The organism is Prodigiosinella confusarubida, from assembly GCF_002847015.1.
Classification (GTDB): domain Bacteria; phylum Pseudomonadota; class Gammaproteobacteria; order Enterobacterales; family Enterobacteriaceae; genus Prodigiosinella; species Prodigiosinella aquatilis.
Window position 1 is genome coordinate 4,948,198 of the sequence record NZ_CP025085.1, and the last position, 23,559, is coordinate 4,971,756.

Genomic DNA, 23,559 nt, shown 5'->3' on the forward strand with positions numbered 1-23,559 from the left:
AATCAATCCTCATTAAGCGCCTGATGGCGCAGCGATTTAGGTGCCAGAGAAAACGCTTTGCGAAACTGTGTCGAGAAATGGTTACTGTCGCCGAACCCACAAGCGTGAGCGATGGTCGTGATAGAGTCATCGCTTTGCTGCAAACGACGACGGGCCTCCAGCAATCGCAACCGGTTCAGATAACGTTGCGGCGTCATACCAGTATGCTGCTTTAGCTGCCTATGCAGCGTGCGCAGCGACAGAGAAAACCGATCAGCCAACACATCCCAGTTCACGTCTTCACTGAAATTGTTCTGCAACCATCCCAGCAACGCCTGAACGCCTTGTTGCTGGCTGCCATCACCCTGCATCTGAAAACATTTCTGCTTCAGCAGTACCAGGGTCTGCAAGAACAGGCTTTCACTGGCCGCGATATCCTCGGGCTGGGCGCTGTCGGCCAGAGTGGCCAGCCGGGAAATCAACTGTTTGAGCTGTTGCATCACCGGCGTATTCACCTGCCACTGTCCCAACCATTCCCCATTGGCACCATAGGGCAGAAACGGTGCAATATCAGAAAGGAAACGAAAACCACGCGGGGAACGATACAGCACATTGGTCAGATGTAGCTCCTCCACCTGTTCAAACAGGTGGCGATCGTTGTCTCGCACAAAAAACACCGCACCACTGCACAACGCGTAAGGTTGGTCATTAAACACGTGCACACCAACCCCCTGGTCTACCAGCACAATCTCCCAGAAATCATGATGATGTTCAGGGAAAGCGCACTGCGGCATCCTGGGTTCAACAGCGACGGTCGCTGCCTGTGAAGCAAAAAATTCATCGCCACAAAGTAATGTCATTTCCAGCCTCCTTCTTTTTACTGCGTGACACTGATAGTAGTCAGAAGCTGGGCACCTACGCCTTAAAATAGCGCCACACAGAAGCTATCTTGATGTCATTTTTTCAAGATCTGGCGTTTAAATCGCTGAAGTGTGGTTAGGATCACAGGCTATGGGCCGCCACAACCATTCAAACGTCATCGCCGGAATAATCAGTAATGTGAGCCGGTTCACAGTCAGCTTTGCCATTTTGCCAATCTCTCTCCTTCTGATGGCACTCACCGGAAGGTTGTTTCCCCTGCATATACCTACACTGCCGACATAAGTTCAGAAAGGGGAATGGCAATGGCGGTGAAAAATATTGTGGCGATCGATCTCGGCGCCTCCAGTGGACGAGTGATGCTGGCCGTCTTACAAACGACCACCCGACATCTGACACTCAAAGAAATCCACCGTTTCACCAATCAACTGGTTTATCAGAACGGCCATCATGTGTGGGATCTGGATGCGCTGGAACGCCATATCCTCATGGGTCTGAATCAGGTGGACATGATGGGGATTCGTCCCGACAGTATTGGTATCGACACCTGGGGCGTGGACTACGTCTTGCTGGATAAAAACGGTAACCGGGTGGGACAATCCTATTCCTATCGTGATCACCGTACCGACGGCATCATGGCACAGGTAACCACCGCACTCGGACAGCAACATATTTACCAGCGCACCGGTATTCAGTTCCTGCCGTTCAATACGCTTTATCAACTCAAGGCACTGCGTGAACAAAACGCCAGTGACTGTGAACGCGTAGAACATCTGTTGATGATGCCGGACTACTTTCACTACCGGCTGACGGGCAAAATCAATTGCGAATATACCGATGCCAGCACCACCCAATTGCTGAACCTTAGCAATGGCGACTGGGATAAAGGGTTGCTGGACTATCTGGGTATTCCGGCGCGCTGGCTAAGCCAGCCAGTACAACCGGGACACCGCATCGGCTACTGGACGGCACCCAGCGGTCGGCAAATCCCGGTGGTAGCCGTCGCCACACATGATACCGCCAGCGCCGTGGTCGCCACCCCGCTTGAGAGCGAAGACAGCGCCTATCTGAGTTCCGGTACCTGGTCGCTGATCGGTATTGAAAGCCCGGTTCCCTATAACCATGCTGCCGCGCTGTCTGCCAATATCACCAATGAAGGGGGTATCAACGGGACATTCCGCGTGTTGAAAAACATCATGGGACTTTGGTTATTACAACGCGTCTGTCAGGAGCAGAACATCAACGATCTACCCGCGTTAATCCGCCAGGCTGCGGCACTACCGGCCTTTATCAGCTTGATTAACCCGAATGATGATCGCTTCATTAATCCATCTTCGATGAGTGAGGAAATCCGCGCCTTCTGCCGTGAATATCAGCAACCAGAACCGCAGAGTCACGCCGAACTGGCACGCTGTATTTTCGACAGCCTGGCGATGTCTTACCGTCAGAGTCTGCTGATGCTGGGTAAACTGCGTCAGACGCCGATCAGTCGCCTACATGTGGTAGGTGGTGGTAGCCAGAATGAATTTCTCAATCAGCTTTGCGCCGATGTCTGCCAGCTACCGGTACTGTCCGGGCCGGTGGAAGCCTCCACTCTTGGCAATATTGGCTGTCAGCTCATAGCGCTGGAGGCCGTAGCCGATCTTGCCGAATTCCGTTGCCTGTTAACCCACAACTTTCCCCTGCACCGCTACAACCCTGGTCAGACTATTGATTTTGCTGGTCACTGGCGCCGTTTTCAGGCGTTGTGCCACTCCAAAGAGGAACTCACTGTATGAACACTGCTATTGAAACCGCCTGGCGTCTGGCGAAAGAACGCTACGCCAAACTGGATGTGGATGTGGATGCCGCGCTACAACAATTGGATCTGATACCGATCTCCATGCATTGCTGGCAAGGCGATGATGTCACTGGCTTTGAAAACACGGGCGGTACGCTGACCGGCGGTATTCAAGCCACCGGTAACTATCCGGGAAAAGCCCGTACTGCCGATGAACTGCGGGCCGATCTGGAACGGGCGTTTACCCTGATTCCCGGCCCCAAACGACTCAACTTGCACGCCATCTATCTCGAGTCTGACACACCGGTGGCGCGCAATGACATCGAGCCCAAACATTTCAGCAACTGGGTGGCGTGGGCCAAACAACACCAGTTGGGACTGGATTTCAACCCGACCTGCTTCTCTCATCCGCTCAGCAGTGACGGCTTTACGCTGTCTCACCCGGATGAAAAAGTACGCCGTTTCTGGATCGAGCACTGTCAGGCCAGTCGCCGTATTTCAGCCTATTTCGGTCGCGAACTGGGTACCCCCTCAGTCATGAATATCTGGGTGCCGGATGGTATGAAAGATCTGACGATTGACCGTCTGGCATTTCGTCAGCGCTTGATGAACGCGCTAGATGACGTGATCGCCGAACCGCTGGACGCCGCACATCATATCGATGCCGTCGAAAGCAAATTGTTCGGACTGGGTGCCGAAAGTTTCACCGTCGGTTCCAATGAATTCTACCTGGGTTACGCCAGCAGCCGCGGCACCGCGTTGTGCCTGGACGCCGGTCACTTCCATCCAACGGAAGTCATATCCGACAAGATCTCCAGCGCCATACTGTATGTCCCGCGATTGTTGCTACATGTCAGCCGCCCGGTGCGTTGGGACAGCGACCATGTCGTTCTGCTGGATGACGAAACCCAGGCTATCGCCCACGAAATCGTGCGCCATAAACTCTTCGATCGTGTACACCTCGGCCTGGATTTCTTTGATGCCTCCATCAACCGCATCGCCGCCTGGGTTATCGGCACTCGCAATATGAAAAAAGCCCTACTGCGTGCACTGCTGGAACCAACCGACGCCCTGCGTGAACTGGAACTGAAAGGCGATTACACCACTCGACTGGCGCTGTTGGAAGAACAGAAATCCCTGCCCTGGCAGGCGGTCTGGGAACACTACTGTCAACGGCATAATGTCGCGCCGGGCAGCGAATGGCTGCAAGACGTGCGTCAATATGAAGAAACCATCCTCAGTCAACGTTAAGGGTCACGTGATTATGCAATCGATACAGTCTTCCTGGTTCGTGCAGGGAATGATCAAAGCCACCAGTGATATGTGGCTCAAAGGCTGGGATGAACGCAACGGCGGTAACATCAGCCTGCGCCTGACGGCAGAAGATATAACCCCCTATGAAAGCGATTTTTGCCCACTGCCCCGCCATGAATCGTTATCACAACCAATGCCGGACCTGGCGAACTGCTGGTTTATCGTCACCGGATCCGGCAAATTTTTCCGCAATGTACAATTGGATCCCGCAGAAAATCTGGTGCTGCTACAAGTGGATCATGACGGCAAGGGTTATCAGATCTTCTGGGGACTGACGAGCGGTGGACTACCGACCTCCGAACTGGCTGCACATTTTCAGTCTCACATCGTGCGTATGGGCGTCAGCCGAGGACGCGACCGCGTGATCATGCATTGTCATGCCACCAATTTGATTGCACTGAGCTACGTATTGGAGCTAAACAACGCCACGTTTACCCGCGAACTTTGGGAAGGCAGTACCGAATGCCTGGTGGTGTTCCCGGACGGTCTGGGGATTGTGCCCTGGATGGTGCCGGGTACCGATGGTATTGGCACCGCCACGGCGGAGCAGATGCAGCGACATCCTCTGGTACTGTGGCCATTCCACGGTATCTTTGGCACGGGGCCGACATTGGATGATGCTTTCGGTCTGATTGACACTGCCGAGAAATCCGCAGAAGTCATGGTTAAAGTGCGTTCAATGGGGGGTAAAAAGCAGACCATTTCCACCGAAGAGCTGATTGCATTGGGACAACGTTTTGGCGTCACGCCGATGGAAGCAGCCCTGCGCGTATCAAGGTAAATACCGGGCCTGGGCGCGCGCGTCATCCCCACAAACACAGGGGGTGACACACGCGTTCGCATTAAATAACTGCCAGAAACCGATTACGCCCAGGGCTATTGTCCATGCCCCGCGGCGATACCGTGACCACAGAACAACAGGAGCCGCTATTATGTTACGAAAAGCGTTTGTGATGTCTGTTTTCCCAGAATGCCATGAAGAGTATCAACACCGTCACAACCCGATCTGGCCTGAACTGGAAGCCGAGCTGAAAGCACACGGAGCCCATCATTACAGCATCTTTCTGGATAAAGAACGCCATCTGCTATTCGGGTATGTGGAAATTGAATCAGAAGCACGCTGGAATGCCGTGGCACAAACCGAAGCTTGCCAGCGTTGGTGGAAATACATGAAAGACATGATGCCTGCCAATTCCGACAACAGCCCGGTCAGCACCGAACTACAACCAGTTTTTTATCTGGAATAACCCTGGTGCAGCCTTTCGGCTGCACTGAAATAACAGCATGATTGCCTGGTTATAATAAAAACCGGCGTATTATTTTATTACCAACAGTAAATCGTTCCGCGGTGATATTATTCGTTTAATTAATTATCAAGGGAAGCGGCTAACGACTAATAAGTCGTAAGAATAAAAGGTCCTTAAATAAAATATTTCCCGAACTCGCATCACAAAATAGGAAATAAAAATTCCCTGCATTTTTATTGATGTCGTCATTTTCATCCTGAGATAAAAAATAAAGTTACCACACCCTTCGCCGTTAATATTAATACCCTCTTTGACTAAAAAAGTGCTTATGAAAAAATTATCTCAACTCACTGTGCTCGCCAAACTCTTGTCTGGTTTTTCTGTGTTGGTCGCCATGATGCTGTTGCTGGGTGTGGGGTCCTTGTACCTGCTCAACACGAATAATGACCGTATTAAGGCATATAGCGACAGCAGCCTACCAGGGGTGCGTTATAGCCTGGAGATGCGAGGAGTGCTCTCAGAACTACGTTTACAGCAGATACAGTATATTGATTCAAAAACCCCTGAAGAGCGTGAAGGGCATCGCCGGGAACTGTTACAAAATCAGGATCTGTTCCTCGCCTCCCAGGCGAGTTATGAAAAACTGGACAAAAACCCGGAAAAACAAGCTCTTTTCCAACAGATCGCGGATAACTTCAAAAATTTCAGCGATGTTAACGTCAAGGTGATAGAGGCCGTCAACCGTGGTGATATAGCTGAAGCAGCCAAAATAAGCGGTGCCGTTTCGTCCAAGTATCGCAGCCAGATGATGAAGGACTTGGCTAAATTGGTAGAAGCGGAGGTTGGTACCGCCAAACAGGCCGTAGTCGAGGCTAACAAGACCTATAACACCGCCAAATATTCCATGTTGGGCCTGTTACTGCTGGCACTGATCGCCACCGGCGTCATCGCGACCATTATTGCCCGCAGTCTGTCGCATCAATTGGGGGGAGAACCTTATTACGCAATGGAAATCATGGCACAGATCGCCGCCGGTAATCTGAACACCGAGATAAAACTGCGTCCAGGTGACGAAAGCAGTCTGCTAGCGACCATGAAATACATGAACCAGCAGTTGGAGCACATCATTCATGGCATTGTACGCGGCAGTGAGTCCATTTCGCTGGCGGCCAATGAAATGGCCCAGGGGAACAGTGATCTATCCCAGCGTACCGAAGAACAGGCTGCGTCGTTGGTTCAAACCTCATCCAACATGCAACAAATCACCGAAACCGTGAAACGCAATGCTGACAACGCCAGTCAGGCCAGCGAATTGGCGCGTAGAACGTCAACAACCGCGACCAATGGCGGCTCTATCGTGGATGACATGCTGAAACGGATGCATGAAATTTCCGACAGTTCACAGAAGATTGTCGACATCATCTCCGTGATTGAAGGCATTGCTTTTCAGACCAATATCCTGGCACTGAATGCGGCCGTAGAAGCGGCTCGCGCCGGAAGCGAAGGTAAAGGTTTTGCGGTAGTTGCCAGTGAAGTGCGAACACTGGCGCAGAAAAGCGCCGACGCGGCCAAAGAGATCAAAGCGCTGATTGAAGGCACCGTAGACAAAATCACCGATGGCTCACGGCATGCCGACAACGCCAGTCATGCTATGGCGGATATCGTGGAATCCGTCAATAAAGTGACTGACATCGTGGCTGAAATTTCGATGGCGTCCAATGAACAACATGTCGGCATCAAAGAGATCAGTGTGGCGATTGATCAAATGGACCAGGTAACCCAACAGAACGCCGCGCTGGTGGAACAGGCAGCGACCGCGGCCCAATCGATGACCGAACAAAGTGAACAATTGCGGGACTCAGTGCGTTTCTTCCAGTTGGAACAAGATGACCTGTTACGCATCGGCTAACATGGTCCAGCCCGTCTGTCCATGCAGACGGGTTGTTTCAGACTGACAACCCCACCACCGCATCCAGCAACCGACAGGCCATAGGGTGACGAACCTGATGTAGTGCGTGAATATCGTCTACCTGCTCGACAATGCGCCCCTGCGCAAGAAAAAGTACCCGCTGGCACAAGTAGGTAATGGCGGCCACATCATGGCTGATGAACAGATAGGTCAAGCCGTGCCGTTGCTGCAATTCTGCCAGCAAATCCAGAATTTGTACCTGTATCGTCATGTCCAGCGCGCTGACGGCTTCATCCAGTACAATCAACTGTGGCGTACTGGCAAGCGCTCTGGCGATACAGACACGCTGCATTTGCCCGCCACTTAGCTGATGGGGAAACCGCTGACACAGTGACGCCGATAAACCGACTTGCTCCAGCAACCTATTCACCTGTGAGCGCATCACCACCCTATCAGGACACAACCGCTGTAATCGCAACGGTTCGGCGATGATGCGCTCAATAGTCATCACCGGATTGACGGATGAGGCGTAGTCCTGAAACACTGCACTGACGGGCAGTGGCAACGATACCGGACGCCCGTTGCGCCGTCCGGTGTACAATACCTGTCCGGCCAGTTTTACCTCGCCACGCCGTGGCGCTTCCAGCCCCAGTAAAATACGGCTCAGGGTGCTTTTTCCACTGCCGCTCTCACCCACTATCCCCACACATTCACCCGCCCTCACCTGAAAAGAGACATCATCAAGGATCAACGTCTTCCCATAGTGATGATGCAGTCCCGTGACTTCCATCAGCATTCGTGTTTCTCCTGTGCAGACGCGGTTAGCGCGGAATAGCGCTGTTGCAGCATCTGCCGGGACGCCACCAGCTGTCGGGTATGTGGATGGCAAGGCTGATGTAAAACAGATGCCGCCGAACCCTGCTCGACGGTTCGTCCGTACTGCATCACCATCACGTTATCGGCGATACGGCTGACCAGCCCCAAATCGTGCGAAACAAAAATCAGGCTGGTGCCCCACTGCTCACGGATAGCCATAAACTGCCGCATAATGTCCTGCTGTGTCACACTGTCCAGTGCCGTGGTGGGCTCATCCGCAATCAGTAGCGTCGGTTTCAGCGCCAGTGCGATGGCAATAGTAATACGCTGTAATATGCCGCCGCTGAGCTGGGCAGGGTAGCGGTGATAAATCTGCTGTGGTTGCCGCAATTGAACCTGCGCCAATGCCTCCAGCGCCAGATCGCGGGCGGCGCGCCTACCCAGCGGCAGATGCGCCCGCAGTGTCTCGACCATCTGCCCGCCGACCGATTGCAGTGGATCAAAAGCCGTCATCGGCTGCTGCGGAATCAGGCTGATCATGCGACCGCACAGACGGCGCATCGCGACGTCATTCAGCGATAGTAGTTCGGTGCCATCCAGCCAAATGTCGCCACGACGGATAAATTCCGGCCCCAGTACGCCCATCAATGCCTGACAGGCAAGGCTTTTGCCGCTACCGCTCTCTCCCACAATACCGACACAACCATGTCGAGACAGGGAAAAGCTGACCTGATGCAACAGACGCTGTCCATTGCCCGCCAACTCAAGCTGCAATTCATTGACCCGCAGTAAAGTCTCTGGCGGTGTATCAGTACAAAGAGGTGGGAATCGGCTGTCAGACATCAATAAGTTGCCCCAAATCATGGGAAATCGCTTCGGCGGTATGTTTTAACGCCACTAACAATGCCTGTTCACCCAACTGCTGCAATTTGACCGTAGGCAACGAGATGGATATCGCATAGTTGACGTGCTGATGAATATCGAAAACCGGTACCGCCAGACAGGAAACACCCAGTTCATTCTCTTCCCGATCCATTGCCATGCCAGTCGCCCGAATCGCTGCCAATTCACGGTACATATGCCCCAGGTCGGTAATGGTATTACACGTTAATGGCTTGATGTCGTTTTCATGCCGCAACCAGTAGGCGGGGACATCGTCCGGCGGACCATACGCCAGATAAATTTTCCCCATCGCCGAGCAGAACAGCGCCAAATGCTGACCGATATAGGCTCGGGTACGCAGCATTCCGGTTGTCGGTTCCAGCTTATAAATCAGAATGCCATGATCATTCTCTCGGGTAGAGAAATTGACCGTTTCACCGGTCATGACATTCAGTGCATCAAGATGTGGGGAGGCAAGGCGGATAACCTCTGGCGAAATAAGTGATTTCTGCCCGACAGTAATAAACTTGGTCGTCAGGCGATAGCTTCCCGCGGCAGGTGCCGTTGTTACATAACCACTGGCCTGTAATCCCTGCAATAGCCGATGTACCGTACTCTTATTCAGTTGAGCCAATTCGGCCAGATGTGCCAGTGGACACCCGTTAGGATAATTGCTCAAAATCTCGATCAACTGGAATCCACGAAACAGGCTTTGGCTCCCCGTTGGCTTTTCTTTGCTGGAATTGACACCTTTCATCAACCGCTCCCTTCTCACATATTCCGACACGCAAATAGGTTAGCGCAAAGTGTTCCGCGGCGCGACGCGCGGCGCATGATCTCCTCTTTTCATCCGCCAAACCATGACATCAAACATGCCGTTCTCTGGTCTTGTCCCTGTAAGCCGAATTTGTGGCCGCTATCACATTACTGAGATTAAATTGCTATTGCATTGATTTTACTTAATTTTAAAAACCAGTACGGCTTTGACTTGCGAAATGCAGGCTTGTATTATTTTTGAAATTACATATCACATAGTGAAATTTAAAGAATAAAAAACAGACTTTTTCATCAGCGGGGTAACGGGAGAGCCCAATGAAACTGACGTTTGAGCAATTAAAACTGGAATTTGAACGCGTACTGTTAGCAAGAGGTGTCGCAGCTGACACCGCCAATGAGTGTGCCACCATGTTCGCTCAGACCACCGAATCCGGCGTCTACTCCCACGGGGTTAATCGCTTCCCGCGCTTTATTCAGCAACTGGATAATGGCGACATTATTGCTGACGCCATACCGGAGCGGATACTGACGCTGGGTGCCATTGAACAGTGGGACGCTCAGCGATCTATCGGTAATATTACCGCCCGCCACATGATGGAACGGGCGACCACATTAGCCGATCAACACGGTATCGGACTGGTGGCGCTGCGCAATGCCAATCACTGGATGCGTGGTGGCAGCTATGGCTGGCAGGCTGCGGAAAAAGGCTACATCGGCCTGTGCTGGACCAACTCCATTGCCGTGATGCCGCCATGGGGAGCCAAAGAGTGCCGTATCGGTACCAACCCATTGATCATCGCCATTCCTGGCGATCCCATCACGATGGTAGACATGTCAATGTCAATGTTCTCCTACGGCATGTTGGAAGTAAACCGGCTGTCCGGGCGCCAATTGCCGGTCGATGGCGGATTCGACGATGATGGACAACTGACCCGGGAACCCGGCGTGATCGAGAAAAACCGTCGCATTCTGCCCATGGGATACTGGAAAGGCTCGGGACTCTCTATCGTGCTGGATATGATTGCCACCCTGCTATCGGATGGTGCCTCAGTGGCGGAAGTAACCCAGGAAAACAGTGATGAATATGGCGTTTCCCAGATTTTTATTGCTATCGAAGTTGACCGGCTGATTTCGGGTGAAAGACGCGACGCCAAACTTAAACGCATTATCGAGTATGTAAAAACAGCTGAACGAGCCGATTCGAATATCGCTATCCGCCTGCCAGGCCACGAGTTTACCCGATTACAGGCAGAAAACCGCCGCAACGGTATCGAAGTAAATGACAGTGTGTGGGCCAAAATTCAGGCACTGTAACGGTAACAGAGGAATGGAAAATGCTATTTGGTCATATTAGTCAATCATCACCGTTTCCATTGCCAACCGAGCTGGTGCGAGGTTTAACATTTCTACGCACCACGAACTTTCAGATATTACCCACCGGCCGCGTCGATATTGATGGCGACAAACTGTATGCCCGGATTATTGACCTGACAACACAACCTAAAGAACAGAATTTTCCGGAGGTTCATCGTCGTTACCTTGATATTCATTTTCTGGTCAGCGGTGAAGAAACAATGGGTTACGCACCCGACAGTGGAGAAAACACCATTGCGGAATCTCTTCTGGAGGAAAGAGATATTATTTTTTACAGACCGATGGAAAACGAATCATTATTGGTAATGCAACCGGGAAATTACGCCATTTTTTTCCCGCAGGATGTGCATCGCCCGGCCTGTATTTATCGTCAGGAACAAGAAATAAGAAAAGTAGTGGTAAAAATAGCCATGACAGAAATAAATGCCAGTGGATAAACCAATATTATTCACTGGCATTTATGGTCAAGGGAGCCTTGGGTGATATTCCAGTGTAATACCTTACTCTGCTTTATAAATATGCCCAATAGATTTCAAGATGCAGGGTATGGCGAGAAAAAGTCCCGAATAACTTACCGGAGTAAGTTACTCGGCTGAAAAATTGCCGGAAGTACATTTCCACGCTATTTACAGCGGTCCTAAAGGAGCGAGGTTCAGGAATGGTCTGAATAATTAAACGTTGCTAACACATCTGCAATTGGAAAGATGACGAGTATATACAGAATAAATTTCAATATAACGGGCATAGCTCACAGGTTCATTTGCCCTGCTTTATTTCCGGGCAGCTTCATAGCAGTTCATTTCCATCAGATGGGAATATAACGCATCTCCGTATTGATAAAAGAAAATAACATGGCATGGAGTAATATGAATATGAACGCAACAGCACTACAAAATACTATTCCTCACCATCGCTGGCTGAGGATTATTCCACCGATTCTGATTACCTGTATTATTTCCTATATGGACCGCGTGAATATCGCTTTCGCTATGCCGGGCGGTATGGACCAGGAATTAGGCATTACCGCGTCAATGGCTGGGCTGGCAGGCGGTATCTTTTTTATTGGTTATCTGTTTTTACAGGTTCCCGGCGGCAAAATCGCAGTACATGGCAGTGGCAAAAATTTTATCGGTTGGTCGCTGGTGGCCTGGGCAATTATTTCCATACTCACCGGACTGGTTACCCATGCCTGGCAACTCCTGACACTGCGCTTCGCACTCGGCGTAGCGGAAGGCGGCATGTTACCCGTGGTACTGACCATGATTAGCAACTGGTTCCCCGATAAAGAGCGGGGCCGGGCCAACGCCATTGTCATCATGTTCGTGCCGATTGCCGGTATGGTGACTTCCCCGCTTTCAGGCTGGATTATCGCCACACTGGACTGGCGCTGGTTATTCATTATTGAAGGCCTGCTCTCCATCGTGATACTGACACTGTGGATGCTCACTGTCAGCGACCGTCCGCAAGAAGCCCGTTGGATAACACCCGCCGAGAAAAACTGGCTTATCCGCGTACTGGGAGAAGAGCAGCACACCATCGCCAGCAACAACATCAAAAATGCCTCGCTGGGAACAGTACTGTCTGAACCCATCATCTGGCAATTGATTGTGCTGAACTTCTTCTACCAGACTGGAATTTACGGCTACACCTTGTGGCTACCCACCATCCTCAAAGGATTGACACACTCCGGCATGGAGAAAGTGGGAATGTTGGCGATTCTACCATTCGTCGGCGCCATGCTGGGAATGTACGCCATCTCGTTGCTCTCGGATCGTTCCGGCAAACGCAAGGTTTTCATCTTTCTACCCTTGCTGGGTTTTGCTCTGTGCATGCTCCTTTCCGTGGTTCTGAAACAGCACATCTGGTGGTCCTACGCCGCACTGGTGGGCTGTGGCGTATTCCTGCAAGCCGCTGCCGGGGTGTTCTGGACTATCCCGGCCCGGTTATTCAATGCCGAATTGGCCGGGGGAGCACGCGGTGTCATCAATGCGCTGGGAAATCTGGGCGGTTTCTGCGGCCCCTATGCTGTTGGCCTGCTGATTACCTACTACAGCAAAGATGCGGGTGTCTACTGCCTGGCGCTGTCACTGGCAGTTGCCGCGCTACTGGCGCTGCTGCTGCCGGCCCGCTGCGATCAGCCGCATACCGCCGCGTCATCTTCACGCACTGCTCCTGAACATATTGGCGAACCACACCCGCAGGGCGCCGAAACAAGGTAACGATCATGGACTACTGGTTAGGCATCGACTGCGGCGGCACTTACCTGAAAGCCGGGCTGTATGACAAACAAGGACAAGAACGCGGCATTAGCCGCCGCCCCTTGCCGGTCATCAGTAACCATCCCGGCTGGGCGGAACGTGATATGAACCAACTGTGGTCCATCTGCGCAGAAACCATCGCCGACGTACTGCAACACCATCAGGTAGCGGGAGATCAGATCCGCGCGATTGGGATCTCAGCGCAAGGCAAGGGATTATTTTTGCTGGATAAACAACAGCGACCACTGGGGAATGCCATCCTGTCGTCCGATCGTCGGGCCATCACCATTGTGCAGAACTGGCAGCGTGATGATATCCCCCGAAAACTTTATCCGCTGACCCGCCAGACACTGTGGACCGGCCATCCGGTTTCACTGCTGCGCTGGGTCAAGCTACATCAGCCGGAACGCTACCACCAGATTGGCGCCGTCATGATGGCCCATGACTATTTGCGGTTTTGCCTCACCGGTCAACAAGGTTGTGAAGAAACCAATATCTCCGAGTCCAATCTCTACCATATGGAGGAAGACCGTTATCACCCCACTCTTGCCCGTTGGCTAGGTATTGAGGAAATCAGCGATGTCCTGCCGCCGGTGGTCGGCTCGGCGGAAGTCTGTGGTGAAATCACCCGCGACGTGGCCGCCCGAACCGGACTCGTCGCCGGCACACCGGTGGTCGGCGGTCTGTTTGACGTGGTTTCCACCGCATTGTGCGCGGGTCTGAAAGATGAATCGGCGCTGAACGCCGTGATGGGTACCTGGGCGGTGACCAGCGGCCTGACCGACAGCATTCTCAGTAATGAACCCCATCCCTATGTTTATGGCCGTTATGTCACGCCGGGGCAATACATCGTGCATGAAGCCAGCCCCACCTCATCCGCCAATCTGGAGTGGCTGACGCACCAATGGGGTATCAGCGGTTTCGATGAAATCAATCGGACTGTTGCCAGCCTGCCCAAAGCGGGTAGTGACGTACTGTTTATTCCCTTTCTCTATGGCAGCAATGCCGGGCTGGAAATGACCGCCGGGTTTTACGGCCTGCAATCAATCCACCAACGAGAACATCTGTTACAGGCAGTCTACGAAGGGGTGATTTTCAGCCACATGACGCACCTGCAACGAATGCGCGAACGTTTTAACCGCGCCACCACACTACGAGTGACCGGCGGACCGGCACATTCCGACGTGTGGATGCAGATCTTCGCCGATGTCAGTGGTCTGCCAGTAGAACGGCCACAAGTGGAAGAAACCGGCTGTCTGGGTGCGGCGCTGGCCGCGCTGGTCGGTAGCGGCGCCTATCCGGATTTTGCTAGTGCGCAAGCACACCTGCGCCATCCGGTCAGTGTGATCGAGCCTGATCATCACGCCCAGAGCGCTTATCGGCACAAGCTGATGCACTACCAGTTTCTTATTGAGGCGCTACAGGATTACCACACTCGATGCGCCGTACTGACTACCCCAAGGAGTACACCATCATGAGTCGACCATTGCTGCAACTGGCCCTGGACCATACCAGCCTTGACGCCGCGTTACAGACCACCGAAACATTGAAGCCGCATGTCGACATTATCGAAGCGGGCACCATTCTCTGTATTTCTCAGGGCATTCGGGTGGTTCGCCATCTGCGCGAACGTTGTCCTGACCATATTATTGTGGCGGACCTGAAAGTGGCGGATGCCGGAGAAACGCTAGCCAAACAGGCATTTGACGCTGGGGCCAACTGGATGACCGTGATCTGCGCTGCGCCGCTGGCGACCGTGGAACGGGCGCATGACATCGCCCAGCAGTATCAGGGGGAAATCCAGATCGAACTGTTCGGGCGCTGGACACTCAACGACGCCGAAACCTGGCGGGATATCGGCGTGAAACAGGCGATCTACCATCGCGGGCGTGATGCTCAGGCCAGCGGGCAAACCTGGAGCAAAGACGATCTGAACGCCATGACGTCACTTGCTGAGCTGGGTATCGAGCTTTCTATTACCGGCGGTATTACACCGGCGGATCTGGCGCTGTTCAGGGATATTCCGGTGCGGGCGTTCATCGCTGGCCGGGCACTCTCCGATGCCGTTGATCCGCCCGCCGTGGCAGCCGATTTTCATCAGCACATTTGTTCTATCTGGGGTTAACCGCCATGAGACAGCATCCGTTAGGCATCTATGAGAAGGCTTTACCAAAAAACCTTACCTGGCCGGAGCGATTGGCACTGGCAAAAAGCTGCGGTTTTGACTTCGTGGAAATGTCGGTAGATGAAACCGACGAGCGATTGTCCCGCCTGAACTGGACGCGGGAACAGCGCGCCACACTGGTCAGCGCCATTCTGGAAAGCGGCGTCACCATTCCGTCCATGTGCTTGTCGGCACACCGTCGTTATCCGTTCGGCAGCCGAGATGAAGCCGTGCGTGAACGGGCGCGGGAGATCATGCTGCAAGCAATTCAACTGGCGCGGGATATCGGCATTCGCACTATTCAGCTGGCCGGCTATGATGTTTATTACGAACAGCAGGATGACGGCACCCAACAACGGTTCGCTGAAGGACTGGCCTGGGCGGTGGAAAAAGCGGCCGCCGCACAAGTGATGTTGGCGGTGGAAATCATGGATACCGAATTCATAAACTCGATTACCAAATGGAAAGAATGGGATCGGCGCTTATCTTCCCCGTGGTTCAGTGTTTACCCTGATATCGGCAATCTCACCGCCTGGGGCAACGACATCCCCCATGAGCTGACACTCGGTATCGACCGTATTGCTGCCATCCATCTGAAAGATACTTACCCGGTTACCGCCACCTCGCAAGGGCAATTCCGCGATGTACCTTTCGGGCAAGGCTGTGTCGATTTTGTCGGTTTGTTTCGCAACCTGAAAAAGCTCAATTACCGCGGTGCATTCCTGATTGAGATGTGGACGGAGAAATCCAGCGAGCCACTACTGGAAATCATCAATGCCCGCCGGTGGATTGAAACTCGCATGCAGGAAGGAGGTTTCACATGTTAGAGCAACTGAAACAGCAGGTATGGGAAGCCAACCTGATGTTACCCCGACATCATCTGGTCACCTTTACCTGGGGTAACGTCAGTGCCGTCGACCGGCATGCCGGGCGGATGATAATCAAACCTTCTGGTGTGGAATATGAACAGATGAACGCCGAAGACATGGTGGTGGTGGATCTGGACAGCGGGAAAGTGGTGGAAGGTGACAAAAAACCGTCATCCGATACCGCCACCCATCTGGCACTCTATCAACGGTTTCCCGGCATCGGTGGTATTGTGCACACCCACTCCCGCCATGCCACCATCTGGGCACAGGCCGGGCTGGATTTACCCGCCTGGGGAACCACTCACGCCGATTACTTTTACGGTGCGATCCCCTGTACCCGGCTGATGACCGATGACGAAATTCATGGCGACTACGAGCGAGCCACCGGCGATGTCATTATCGAAACGTTCGTCAATCGCGGTATCGACCCGTTACAGATTCCCGCGGTGCTGGTCAACGCCCACGGCCCTTTTGCCTGGGGAAGCAATGCCGCTAATGCAGTACACAATGCCGTCGTGCTGGAAGAGTGCGCTTATATGGGCATTTTTTCCCGCCAACTGACACCCGCAATCGGCCCGATGCAATCCAGCCTGCTGGATAAGCATTACCTGCGAAAACATGGCGCTAACGCCTATTACGGGCAAAAATAGAATTGACACTAAACCCGTTTCCCTGGAACAAATCAGGGGAACGGACGCGATCGGAACCGATCGCAACATCACCGTCAGGGATGCAATGAAAAGAGGCGTTCACGGACTTTAGCGTCCGATTCAAGCGGATCAGCGCCAAGCTCACCGGCCAGCTTGGCCAGAAAATCCACCAGATACGCCGCATTAACCCGGGCAATGCGTTTCCCTTCCACGGTATGCATGGTTTGCGGCAACCCCAGCAGTTTCACCCGGAAATGATCGAGCGTATAGGATTGATCATCCAGCGGACGATCAAACGCAAAGGGATCTTGCGGTTCAAACAACGGTCTTTCCATCAGCCCTGCCACATAGAACACCCGAGCCAGGCCCAATGCCCCAAGCGAATCCAACCTATCAGCATCCTGTACAATTTTCGCTTCCAGCGTTTCCGGTGTTATGCCAGCACTGTAGCTGTGCGCCGCCACCGCATGAGATACCGCACTGTAGAGCGTGGCTGGAAAATGGGGAAATTCGGTACGCAAAATCCGCAGGGTTTCTTCCGCCGCCATTCGCGATCCGTTTTTGCGTTCAGGATGATTCTTCGGCAGTGAAATAATATCGTGCAAATAACTGGCCGTGATAATCACCCGCAAGTCGCCACCTTCCGTTTGCTGAATACGTCGGGCATTGTTTACCACCCGCACCAGATGGCTATAATCGTGTGCGCCATCTTTTGAATCCGCCAACCGCTGCGCTATATAACGGCTTAAATCCTGTTCGAAGCTCAGAAAGTCCACACTTTTCTCCTATTACTGTAAATAAAGTATGACCTCAAAACATTTAGCCTGACACAGCTCTGTGACACTATGTGGAGTAAAAACATTATCTTTTATAGCACCTATTGTTATCCCTCAGATAACTCAAGTTGTAGGAAAGCAGCAACAAAGTGAATCCCCAGGAGCTTACTCAAGTAAGTGTTCAGATGCGTGAGTACAGCCAACGCGCATGCAACTGGAAGTATGATGAGGATAAAGGGCATATATTAATTCCAGACGAATTTCCTATGGCTATAGGCTAATTTTATAATAAGCAAGTAAATGGTTTTAATCCGCAACAGATAAATATGACCAACTCAATAAATTGATATTTACTTTCCACACCACAAGTCACTATATTAGGTATAATCTGTAAAGCCGACTTATTTCCCGCTTATCGCGCGTTTCACTTTTGCGCAATTCTGGATTAAGTTATTTTTTTAATTAAAAAAATTAACCTGATGAGAAATATCATTGGTAATTAAATCATGAATCGTGTTTTACTCTCTTTTTTATCTCTGGTTTTTATTGCCGATGGTTTAATGGTTTTTCTTATCCCGGTATTGGTTTATACCGAGACACAAAGTCTAACCTATTCCGGCCTCGCTTACGCTTTATGGTGGCTTCCCAGAATTATTCTGATTCCGACATTGGGATCATTTATCGATCGTTGGGGCGTCAGACCAATATCGATTGCTACCGATGCTATCAAATCACTGGGTTGTTTATTGCTCTGCCTGGTGTTGAACTTCGCGGACCAACCATTAACCATCGCCGTGACCGCTGGCCTGCTCGGCGCAGCTATATCCATTGGCAATGCTCAGACCATCGTCTCATTTGAAAAATTGATCGCCGCACTCAGCCATCATATCGAACGGGATTCAAACCGGCTGACACGGTTGGACTTACTCGGCATGGTCGTAGGCCCGTTATTGGGTATGCTGCTTTATGAATACGGTTTTATGACACTGCTGTTCATCGCAGCAACACTCTATTTATGTAACGCTTACTATTTTCTTACTTTCAAAATGACTCCCGCATCAAATGTCAGCGATTTCATTGCCCATCCATCTTTCATTTCCTTACTCACTATATTGAAAAAACCATTTATTCTTTTAATGGTGTTACTTGTTATGGGTAATAATATGTTTGATGGGTTAATTGAATCCGCTGGGTCAGCAGTAATAGAAACCAGCATGGTATTGCCGGTAAAATATTTTGGCCTGATTGACATGTGTGCTGGTGCGATTGGTTTCCTGGCAACATTTTTTTATAGCACACTAATAAATCGATTAAACAAAGAGAGTCTGTTATTTATTGGACTTTGTACCATTATTGTGTCTTCCCTACTGCTATCCCGAACGCTGAATAATTTGATCGCGTTTCTCATTTTCTACTCACTGAGTACCGCGGGCAAAGTATTCACCGGTAACATTATGCGTGTTATGCGTATTGCCATTATCCCCCATGAAAAACTGGCCAGTGTTTCTTCAATCATGGTATTGCTGAACCAATCCATTCTGCCGTTTATGTGGTTGTTTCTGTTTTTGTCAGAACACTATTCATTGCCCATAACGTTATTCCTGCATATCGCCATTACCATTTCCCTGCTGGCCGGTCTGGGAATGCTCTTTGCCTTGAGAAAAATAGATACCACGGCCCCCCATACCTTCGCCACAGACAAAGTAAAAACGGGTGATTTTTAGCACATGATAAACTTAGAAAAGCAATCATACTTTTTGTTACTTATTGGCTGGTTTGATTAATTGGGGATGTAACAATACAACGTTATTATCGCCTACCTGTTTTCTTTCTCTCACCACCCAGGAGCCAATATGTTACGGAAAATGTGCCTTTTAACCTGCCTCATCAGTACCAGTGTTTTTGCCAGTGCGACACCCGATTTGTCGTCGCTCATTGACCAGCGTCTGAGCTATATGAAAGACGTGGCAGGATATAAAGCCGAACACCATCTGGCGATAGAAGATTTACAACAAGAAGCCAAAGTCCTCGAAGCTGGCCGTCAACAAGCCACGCAATATGGGCTGGATGCCAACTCGATAGCGCCTTTCATCCAGACGCAAATGGATGCAGCCAAAGCCATTCAGTATCGCTACCGCGCCGACTGGCTGGCCGTGCCGGAACAAGGTTGGCAACCTCGACCACTGGCCGATATTCGGGTCCAGCTTGGCAAACTCAATGGCAGCATTCTGCAACAGATTGCCCAAACACTACGTAAAGACGGCAATATGAATAGCCTGACCTACAGCCACTTTATGCATGTCGTTTCCCAGAAAAACCTCAGTAAACACGACAAAGAGCGACTGCTTTCCGCACTGAAACAGGCGAAACTGAAGAAAGATTAAAAATATTCCCCCGGCAATCAGTGCCGGGGCTGATGCCCACCTATCCCCCTTTCACTTATGCCGTAACATGCTTTTTGGTGTTGTCATACCGGATGCGCGGAGAACATGCCATGCGACAATTTACCTTAATCGCATCAGACGTAAATTCTGAATTCAGGATAACGTGGCAAAGATGATTAGCCGAGCATACTGCCCACGGTCAGCGTCTCTTAATGCGTCAATGTACGCTTTCCGGTGCTGATCCGGTGAAACCAGGTCATTTCCAGCATTGCCCCATGTAAAAAATCCTGAGCCCAAAACAACGCGTAAGGCATCACAAAATATGCGTGAATGGCGTCCATTCCCATTGGGAAAAGGATGGACCCAAACAATATCCCGGTGCAATCGCAGGCAAATCTCATCGACCGGAAATGTTTCATTTTCAACCCAGAATCTGACGTTATCCAGAATATTCCGTACTTGCGTAGAAATCATATGTGGTGGAGTGTTGCCGATGTTCACCTCTTTCTGCCGTAAGTGGCCTGCCCATTCCCACGTTTTATTAAACATCTGAAAGTGCAACTGCAAGCAAAAATCTACTGTTAAAACATCCGTATAGGTCAATTTTTTGCCTGCGAAACCAAGTTAATGCTTGTTGTATGTTGGATTTTTCGAACTCATTCAGATCCTCTCGCGTTTCGATATAAGAAGGAATAAGGCCTACCAGATCATCTGGGCTGAGTTCAGTCGCACCATCAGGCAGATTATCGTTGATTCCTTCGCTCATTTTATATCCCAGAAATCACGTGGCCATTTTTTGAGAAGTTCTTCTTTAATCTTGTCTCTATTGGTGCTCTGGAAAGTTGGCGAAGTCGACTGCTTTTCCAGGGACATATGAATTTCAGTGTAGTTGTTAAGAAAATCGGCTTTTTTGAGAGCCTGTTTCTCTCTTAACCCTTCAAGCGTATCGCCCTCTTTTGGTACAAAATAATAAACCACATCACAATTCAGCCCCTCAGCGACCTTCTCAAGGGTGTTTAACGTAAGTGAACCCTCAACTTCGCCCTTCTCAATAAGCGAAACCCGAGACTGACTTAACCCAATTCGTTCTCCAAGGGCGCGGGTACTCATACCCAACGAGGTACGAATCAAGTTAATCCATCCCTTTTTAGGGAAGCGGATCTTTTTGCGGGAGTTCAGTTCAGTAATAATTTTATCTACCTGCTTGATTTGTAGATTTTTATCCCACATGCGCCATACCTTTTATATTAAATATGAAATGTATTATGCAGTAATTAATATTATATATACAATTAATAAATAAAATATCATTGTGTATATACAATAAAATAGGTTTAATCTGATGAGCAGACCACGACATTTTCTTACCGAAAGTGAAGACTAAGACCGCTCATTAGGCATCGCTGTAGCCTTAACATGCATTGTTAGCCCACACCATCCGTTCACCCGCTTTCTCCATAATTCGCTAAGTAAGCACTGCTGGCGCAGATCAAAGCCGAACGCGCCGTAGCCAACAAGCCTAAAGACACACCACTGCTGCATATTAGGGGAAACACAGGGGGAGGCTCCCGGCTGGACGCCTCACCCCTGTGGTCGACCCGTATATCTCGGACTGGCAGCTACGGGCTTTTACTTCGCTTTTGCGAACCGCATTACAAATCCGGCTACAGCACTGCTGTAAATCCATCCAACCACTTTCACCATTCACGCCGCCAGAATAAAGTGAACGTACTGCGGCAACACCCGCGGTCGGGCCTGGAACCCCGAACATCTAGAACTGAAAACGCTTTGTTTTTTCAGGGGCTACGTGCACACTCTTATTCGTGGCTCAGGCAGGGCAACCGCAAGGTTGGCCGGTCGCTAGATCCGGAGTTCCAAACCTGTCTGGGTCACACCTTTAGTTTGGAACCTGAAGGCGTGATGACATAAATATCTAGCAATGGAAGACACAATCATGACGGACACCCACGCCACAGCCTCCAACAACTCCATCACCTTTTTCCGCGACCTGATCGCCTCGCTCCCCTTTCACAGCTCGATCACGTCCAACTCTGCGACCTCGATGCCATTGCCGCCGAATCCGTCGAAGGCCTATGCCGCGGCCTCCACTACCTCGGCGACACGCTGGAAAACGACATCACCATTCCACCGGAAAGCCTCGCCCAACTCAGCGCCTGCCTCAACGCCACCGCACACCTCATCCCGGCTCTGCTGGAAATCCGTGAACAGGCCGAATGCCACATTCCCACCCTAACTTCAGATTAACTACACCTAGTTATAAGAAAAAATTAATCAGTGATATGTTCTGTGTTTTTTTTGAAATGAGCCTATTAAGCTGGCATCAGTTACCACATCTGCCAGCAGGACATTATGAGGTAAACTACCGGTTTACCTCAGTGCTTCAACAAGCATGAACCTTGCACCGCAGACAATACAAAAATGGTTAAACGAACAATGTCAGCCAATAAATCGATCGATATGTATGCCGTCCACGTCTTTGTGACGATGGCGGAAGCAGGCAGCATGACTGCGGCAGCGACTCGATTAGGCCTGACGCCGTCTGCCGTCTCGCAAACGATCAGACTACTGGAAGAGGATTTTGGCGTCATGTTGGTCAATCGGGCAAGACGCCCGGTGGTGTTAACGCCGTATGGCATTGCGTTGAAAAATCGGGGAGAAATACTGACCGAAGAGATCGCCAATCTGAAAGCACAGGTGCTGGAAGCTGGGAAAGGGATCAAACCCGACCTGCGCATCGGTCTGGTCGACTCCTTTGCCATCACTTGTGGCTCGGTGTTCACAAAACGCCTGATGAAGAGTTCATCCCAGTTGCTGATTCGTACCGGATTAAGCCCACAGCAGGGTGAAGCACTGATGCGGCGTGAACTGGATCTTATCGTCACCAGCGATCCATTGATAGATACCGACAGCGTGGTGCGTTATCGCCTGTTCTCTGAAGGTTACTTCATTATTACCCCCCCAGATTACCGCAAACGTATCAAGACAATAGAAGATATTCGTGAACTATCTGCCGCGTTACCGCTGGTAAGGTTTAACCGAAACTCACAGATCGGCATGCAGATTGAACGCTATCTACGCAGAATCGATATTCGTGTCCCCAATATGCTCGAATTTGATAATGCAGATACTTTAACGTCGATGGTGGCAGCAGGAATCGGCTGGGCTGTGACCAGCCCAATCAGTTTTCTGCAATCAGAAACCTATTCCCGACAGGTTTTGACGCATATGCCAGAGCAACTGAATATAAAACGGTCACTGTATATTGTCGGTCATCGTGATGAGTACAGCGCTTTCTTTGACGAAGCTTGTGATGTGACACATGAAATAATCAAAACCGTATTTATTCCAAAGCTGGAGAACCTTAATCGGGGAATAGAAAAACTGGTTTCCATGGATTCAGAGAACACGGAATAGAATATTTACTACATCTTCAATAATTAGGAGCACTACAACCAACACACCTACGAATTGAAAGATATA

Annotated in this window: 23 protein-coding genes and 1 pseudogene; 16 read left to right on the forward strand and 8 right to left on the reverse strand. The window is 50.8% G+C overall.

What is annotated here, in order from left to right:
* Positions 1–2: 2 nt before the first annotated feature.
* On the reverse strand, positions 3–839 hold the full coding sequence (gene rhaS, locus CWC46_RS22640) for an HTH-type transcriptional activator RhaS (RefSeq protein ID WP_021014272.1): 837 nt from the start codon (positions 837–839) through the stop codon (positions 3–5).
* A gap of 324 nt (positions 840–1,163) precedes the next feature.
* Here rhaS and rhaB point away from each other — a divergent pair, with 324 nt between their 5' ends.
* The 5 genes from rhaB (at position 1,164) to CWC46_RS22665 (ending at position 7,108) form a co-directional block, all read left to right on the forward strand.
* Entirely contained in the window at positions 1,164–2,636 is a 1,473-nt protein-coding gene (gene rhaB / locus CWC46_RS22645) for a rhamnulokinase (RefSeq protein WP_021014271.1), read from the forward strand.
* Positions 2,633–3,889, forward strand: a complete 1,257-nt coding sequence (locus CWC46_RS22650) for an L-rhamnose isomerase (protein ID WP_021014270.1) — start codon at positions 2,633–2,635, stop codon at positions 3,887–3,889. The genes rhaB and CWC46_RS22650 overlap by 4 nt, the downstream gene beginning before the upstream one ends.
* Before the next feature lie 13 nt (positions 3,890–3,902).
* On the forward strand, positions 3,903–4,733 hold the full coding sequence (gene rhaD / locus CWC46_RS22655; protein ID WP_021014269.1) for a rhamnulose-1-phosphate aldolase: 831 nt from the start codon (positions 3,903–3,905) through the stop codon (positions 4,731–4,733).
* A gap of 151 nt (positions 4,734–4,884) precedes the next feature.
* The gene (rhaM, locus tag CWC46_RS22660) at positions 4,885–5,199 is read left to right on the forward strand and encodes an L-rhamnose mutarotase (protein ID WP_021014268.1); all 315 of its coding nucleotides are present in this window, start codon (positions 4,885–4,887) and stop codon (positions 5,197–5,199) included.
* 328 nt (positions 5,200–5,527) lie between these two features.
* A complete protein-coding gene (locus CWC46_RS22665) occupies positions 5,528–7,108 on the forward strand; it encodes a methyl-accepting chemotaxis protein (protein ID WP_021014267.1) in 1,581 nt (526 codons plus the stop codon).
* 37 nt (positions 7,109–7,145) lie between these two features.
* Here CWC46_RS22665 and CWC46_RS22670 read toward each other — a convergent pair whose 3' ends face one another.
* Genes CWC46_RS22670 through CWC46_RS22680 form a run of 3 tightly spaced genes read right to left on the reverse strand, consistent with a single transcriptional unit; the run spans position 7,146 to position 9,563 of the window.
* Positions 7,146–7,904 carry an ABC transporter ATP-binding protein gene (locus CWC46_RS22670; RefSeq protein WP_021014266.1) on the reverse strand — a complete coding sequence of 253 codons (759 nt, stop codon included), beginning with the start codon at positions 7,902–7,904 and terminating at the stop codon, positions 7,146–7,148.
* The gene (locus CWC46_RS22675) at positions 7,898–8,767 is read right to left on the reverse strand and encodes an ATP-binding cassette domain-containing protein (RefSeq protein ID WP_051391449.1); all 870 of its coding nucleotides are present in this window, start codon (positions 8,765–8,767) and stop codon (positions 7,898–7,900) included. Before CWC46_RS22675 ends, CWC46_RS22670 begins: the two co-directional genes overlap by 7 nt.
* Positions 8,760–9,563 (reverse strand): IclR family transcriptional regulator, encoded by an 804-nt coding sequence (locus CWC46_RS22680; RefSeq protein WP_021014264.1) that lies wholly within the window; start codon positions 9,561–9,563, stop codon positions 8,760–8,762. The genes CWC46_RS22675 and CWC46_RS22680 overlap by 8 nt, the downstream gene beginning before the upstream one ends.
* A 335-nt stretch (positions 9,564–9,898) precedes the next feature.
* On the opposite strand from CWC46_RS22680, the gene yiaK reads away from it, so the two are divergent.
* The 7 genes from yiaK (at position 9,899) to araD (ending at position 16,898) form a co-directional block, all read left to right on the forward strand.
* Positions 9,899–10,897 carry a 3-dehydro-L-gulonate 2-dehydrogenase gene (gene yiaK / locus CWC46_RS22685; RefSeq protein ID WP_021014263.1) on the forward strand — a complete coding sequence of 333 codons (999 nt, stop codon included), beginning with the start codon at positions 9,899–9,901 and terminating at the stop codon, positions 10,895–10,897.
* A gap of 20 nt (positions 10,898–10,917) precedes the next feature.
* Entirely contained in the window at positions 10,918–11,394 is a 477-nt protein-coding gene (locus tag CWC46_RS22690) for a NanQ anomerase/TabA/YiaL family protein (RefSeq protein ID WP_021014262.1), read from the forward strand.
* Between the two features lie 429 nt (positions 11,395–11,823).
* Complete coding sequence (locus CWC46_RS22695) at positions 11,824–13,176, forward strand: MFS transporter (RefSeq protein WP_051391447.1); 1,353 nt, start codon at positions 11,824–11,826, stop codon at positions 13,174–13,176.
* Between the two features lie 2 nt (positions 13,177–13,178).
* On the forward strand, positions 13,179–14,693 hold the full coding sequence (locus CWC46_RS22700) for an FGGY family carbohydrate kinase (protein WP_157831400.1): 1,515 nt from the start codon (positions 13,179–13,181) through the stop codon (positions 14,691–14,693).
* The gene (gene ulaD / locus CWC46_RS22705; RefSeq protein WP_021014259.1) at positions 14,690–15,340 is read left to right on the forward strand and encodes a 3-keto-L-gulonate-6-phosphate decarboxylase UlaD; all 651 of its coding nucleotides are present in this window, start codon (positions 14,690–14,692) and stop codon (positions 15,338–15,340) included. The genes CWC46_RS22700 and ulaD overlap by 4 nt, the downstream gene beginning before the upstream one ends.
* 5 nt (positions 15,341–15,345) lie before the next feature.
* Positions 15,346–16,206, forward strand: coding sequence for an L-ribulose-5-phosphate 3-epimerase (locus CWC46_RS22710; RefSeq protein WP_021014258.1), 861 nt, complete (start codon positions 15,346–15,348; stop codon positions 16,204–16,206).
* Entirely contained in the window at positions 16,200–16,898 is a 699-nt protein-coding gene (gene araD, locus CWC46_RS22715) for an L-ribulose-5-phosphate 4-epimerase (RefSeq protein WP_021014257.1), read from the forward strand. The genes CWC46_RS22710 and araD overlap by 7 nt, the downstream gene beginning before the upstream one ends.
* Before the next feature lie 74 nt (positions 16,899–16,972).
* On the opposite strand, the gene CWC46_RS22720 is transcribed toward araD, so the two are convergent.
* The gene (locus tag CWC46_RS22720) at positions 16,973–17,674 is read right to left on the reverse strand and encodes a phosphohydrolase (protein ID WP_021014256.1); all 702 of its coding nucleotides are present in this window, start codon (positions 17,672–17,674) and stop codon (positions 16,973–16,975) included.
* Between the two features lie 506 nt (positions 17,675–18,180).
* Between CWC46_RS22720 and CWC46_RS22725 the strand changes: the two genes are divergently transcribed.
* Together CWC46_RS22725 and CWC46_RS22730 are read left to right on the forward strand one after the other, a co-directional pair.
* On the forward strand, positions 18,181–19,398 hold the full coding sequence (locus CWC46_RS22725; protein ID WP_021014255.1) for an MFS transporter: 1,218 nt from the start codon (positions 18,181–18,183) through the stop codon (positions 19,396–19,398).
* 129 nt (positions 19,399–19,527) lie between these two features.
* On the forward strand, positions 19,528–20,058 hold the full coding sequence (locus CWC46_RS22730; RefSeq protein WP_021014254.1) for a chorismate mutase: 531 nt from the start codon (positions 19,528–19,530) through the stop codon (positions 20,056–20,058).
* A gap of 153 nt (positions 20,059–20,211) precedes the next feature.
* Here CWC46_RS22730 and CWC46_RS23440 read toward each other — a convergent pair whose 3' ends face one another.
* The 3 genes from CWC46_RS23440 to CWC46_RS22740 are packed head-to-tail and all read right to left on the reverse strand — an operon-like array spanning position 20,212 to position 21,288.
* A complete protein-coding gene (locus CWC46_RS23440) occupies positions 20,212–20,607 on the reverse strand; it encodes a mobile mystery protein B (RefSeq protein ID WP_237160197.1) in 396 nt (131 codons plus the stop codon).
* Positions 20,600–20,824: a hypothetical protein gene (locus CWC46_RS23445; RefSeq protein ID WP_021014253.1), complete on the reverse strand. Its 225-nt coding sequence runs from the start codon at positions 20,822–20,824 to the stop codon at positions 20,600–20,602. Before CWC46_RS23445 ends, CWC46_RS23440 begins: the two co-directional genes overlap by 8 nt.
* A complete protein-coding gene (locus CWC46_RS22740; protein WP_021014252.1) occupies positions 20,821–21,288 on the reverse strand; it encodes a mobile mystery protein A in 468 nt (155 codons plus the stop codon). Before CWC46_RS22740 ends, CWC46_RS23445 begins: the two co-directional genes overlap by 4 nt.
* A gap of 724 nt (positions 21,289–22,012) precedes the next feature.
* Here CWC46_RS22740 and CWC46_RS23450 point away from each other — a divergent pair.
* Both CWC46_RS23450 and CWC46_RS22750 read left to right on the forward strand, forming a co-directional pair.
* Positions 22,013–22,323: pseudogene (locus CWC46_RS23450) on the forward strand (hypothetical protein).
* A gap of 174 nt (positions 22,324–22,497) precedes the next feature.
* Complete coding sequence (locus CWC46_RS22750) at positions 22,498–23,493, forward strand: LysR family transcriptional regulator (protein WP_037380519.1); 996 nt, start codon at positions 22,498–22,500, stop codon at positions 23,491–23,493.
* Positions 23,494–23,559 lie beyond the last annotated feature (66 nt).

Coding starts and splice junctions, on each gene's coding strand:
- rhaS (WP_021014272.1), bottom strand. CDS start 839: ATGACATTACTTTGTGGCGATGAATTTTTTGCTTCACAGGCAGCGACC.
- rhaB (WP_021014271.1), top strand. CDS start 1,164: ATGGCGGTGAAAAATATTGTGGCGATCGATCTCGGCGCCTCCAGTGGA.
- CWC46_RS22650 (WP_021014270.1), top strand. CDS start 2,633: ATGAACACTGCTATTGAAACCGCCTGGCGTCTGGCGAAAGAACGCTAC.
- rhaD (WP_021014269.1), top strand. CDS start 3,903: ATGCAATCGATACAGTCTTCCTGGTTCGTGCAGGGAATGATCAAAGCC.
- rhaM (WP_021014268.1), top strand. CDS start 4,885: ATGTTACGAAAAGCGTTTGTGATGTCTGTTTTCCCAGAATGCCATGAA.
- CWC46_RS22665 (WP_021014267.1), top strand. CDS start 5,528: ATGAAAAAATTATCTCAACTCACTGTGCTCGCCAAACTCTTGTCTGGT.
- CWC46_RS22670 (WP_021014266.1), bottom strand. CDS start 7,904: ATGCTGATGGAAGTCACGGGACTGCATCATCACTATGGGAAGACGTTG.
- CWC46_RS22675 (WP_051391449.1), bottom strand. CDS start 8,767: ATGTCTGACAGCCGATTCCCACCTCTTTGTACTGATACACCGCCAGAG.
- CWC46_RS22680 (WP_021014264.1), bottom strand. CDS start 9,563: ATGAAAGGTGTCAATTCCAGCAAAGAAAAGCCAACGGGGAGCCAAAGC.
- yiaK (WP_021014263.1), top strand. CDS start 9,899: ATGAAACTGACGTTTGAGCAATTAAAACTGGAATTTGAACGCGTACTG.
- CWC46_RS22690 (WP_021014262.1), top strand. CDS start 10,918: ATGCTATTTGGTCATATTAGTCAATCATCACCGTTTCCATTGCCAACC.
- CWC46_RS22695 (WP_051391447.1), top strand. CDS start 11,824: ATGAATATGAACGCAACAGCACTACAAAATACTATTCCTCACCATCGC.
- ulaD (WP_021014259.1), top strand. CDS start 14,690: ATGAGTCGACCATTGCTGCAACTGGCCCTGGACCATACCAGCCTTGAC.
- CWC46_RS22710 (WP_021014258.1), top strand. CDS start 15,346: ATGAGACAGCATCCGTTAGGCATCTATGAGAAGGCTTTACCAAAAAAC.
- araD (WP_021014257.1), top strand. CDS start 16,200: ATGTTAGAGCAACTGAAACAGCAGGTATGGGAAGCCAACCTGATGTTA.
- CWC46_RS22725 (WP_021014255.1), top strand. CDS start 18,181: ATGAATCGTGTTTTACTCTCTTTTTTATCTCTGGTTTTTATTGCCGAT.
- CWC46_RS22730 (WP_021014254.1), top strand. CDS start 19,528: ATGTTACGGAAAATGTGCCTTTTAACCTGCCTCATCAGTACCAGTGTT.
- CWC46_RS23440 (WP_237160197.1), bottom strand. CDS start 20,607: ATGTTTAATAAAACGTGGGAATGGGCAGGCCACTTACGGCAGAAAGAG.
- CWC46_RS23445 (WP_021014253.1), bottom strand. CDS start 20,824: ATGAGCGAAGGAATCAACGATAATCTGCCTGATGGTGCGACTGAACTC.
- CWC46_RS22740 (WP_021014252.1), bottom strand. CDS start 21,288: ATGTGGGATAAAAATCTACAAATCAAGCAGGTAGATAAAATTATTACT.
- CWC46_RS22750 (WP_037380519.1), top strand. CDS start 22,498: ATGGTTAAACGAACAATGTCAGCCAATAAATCGATCGATATGTATGCC.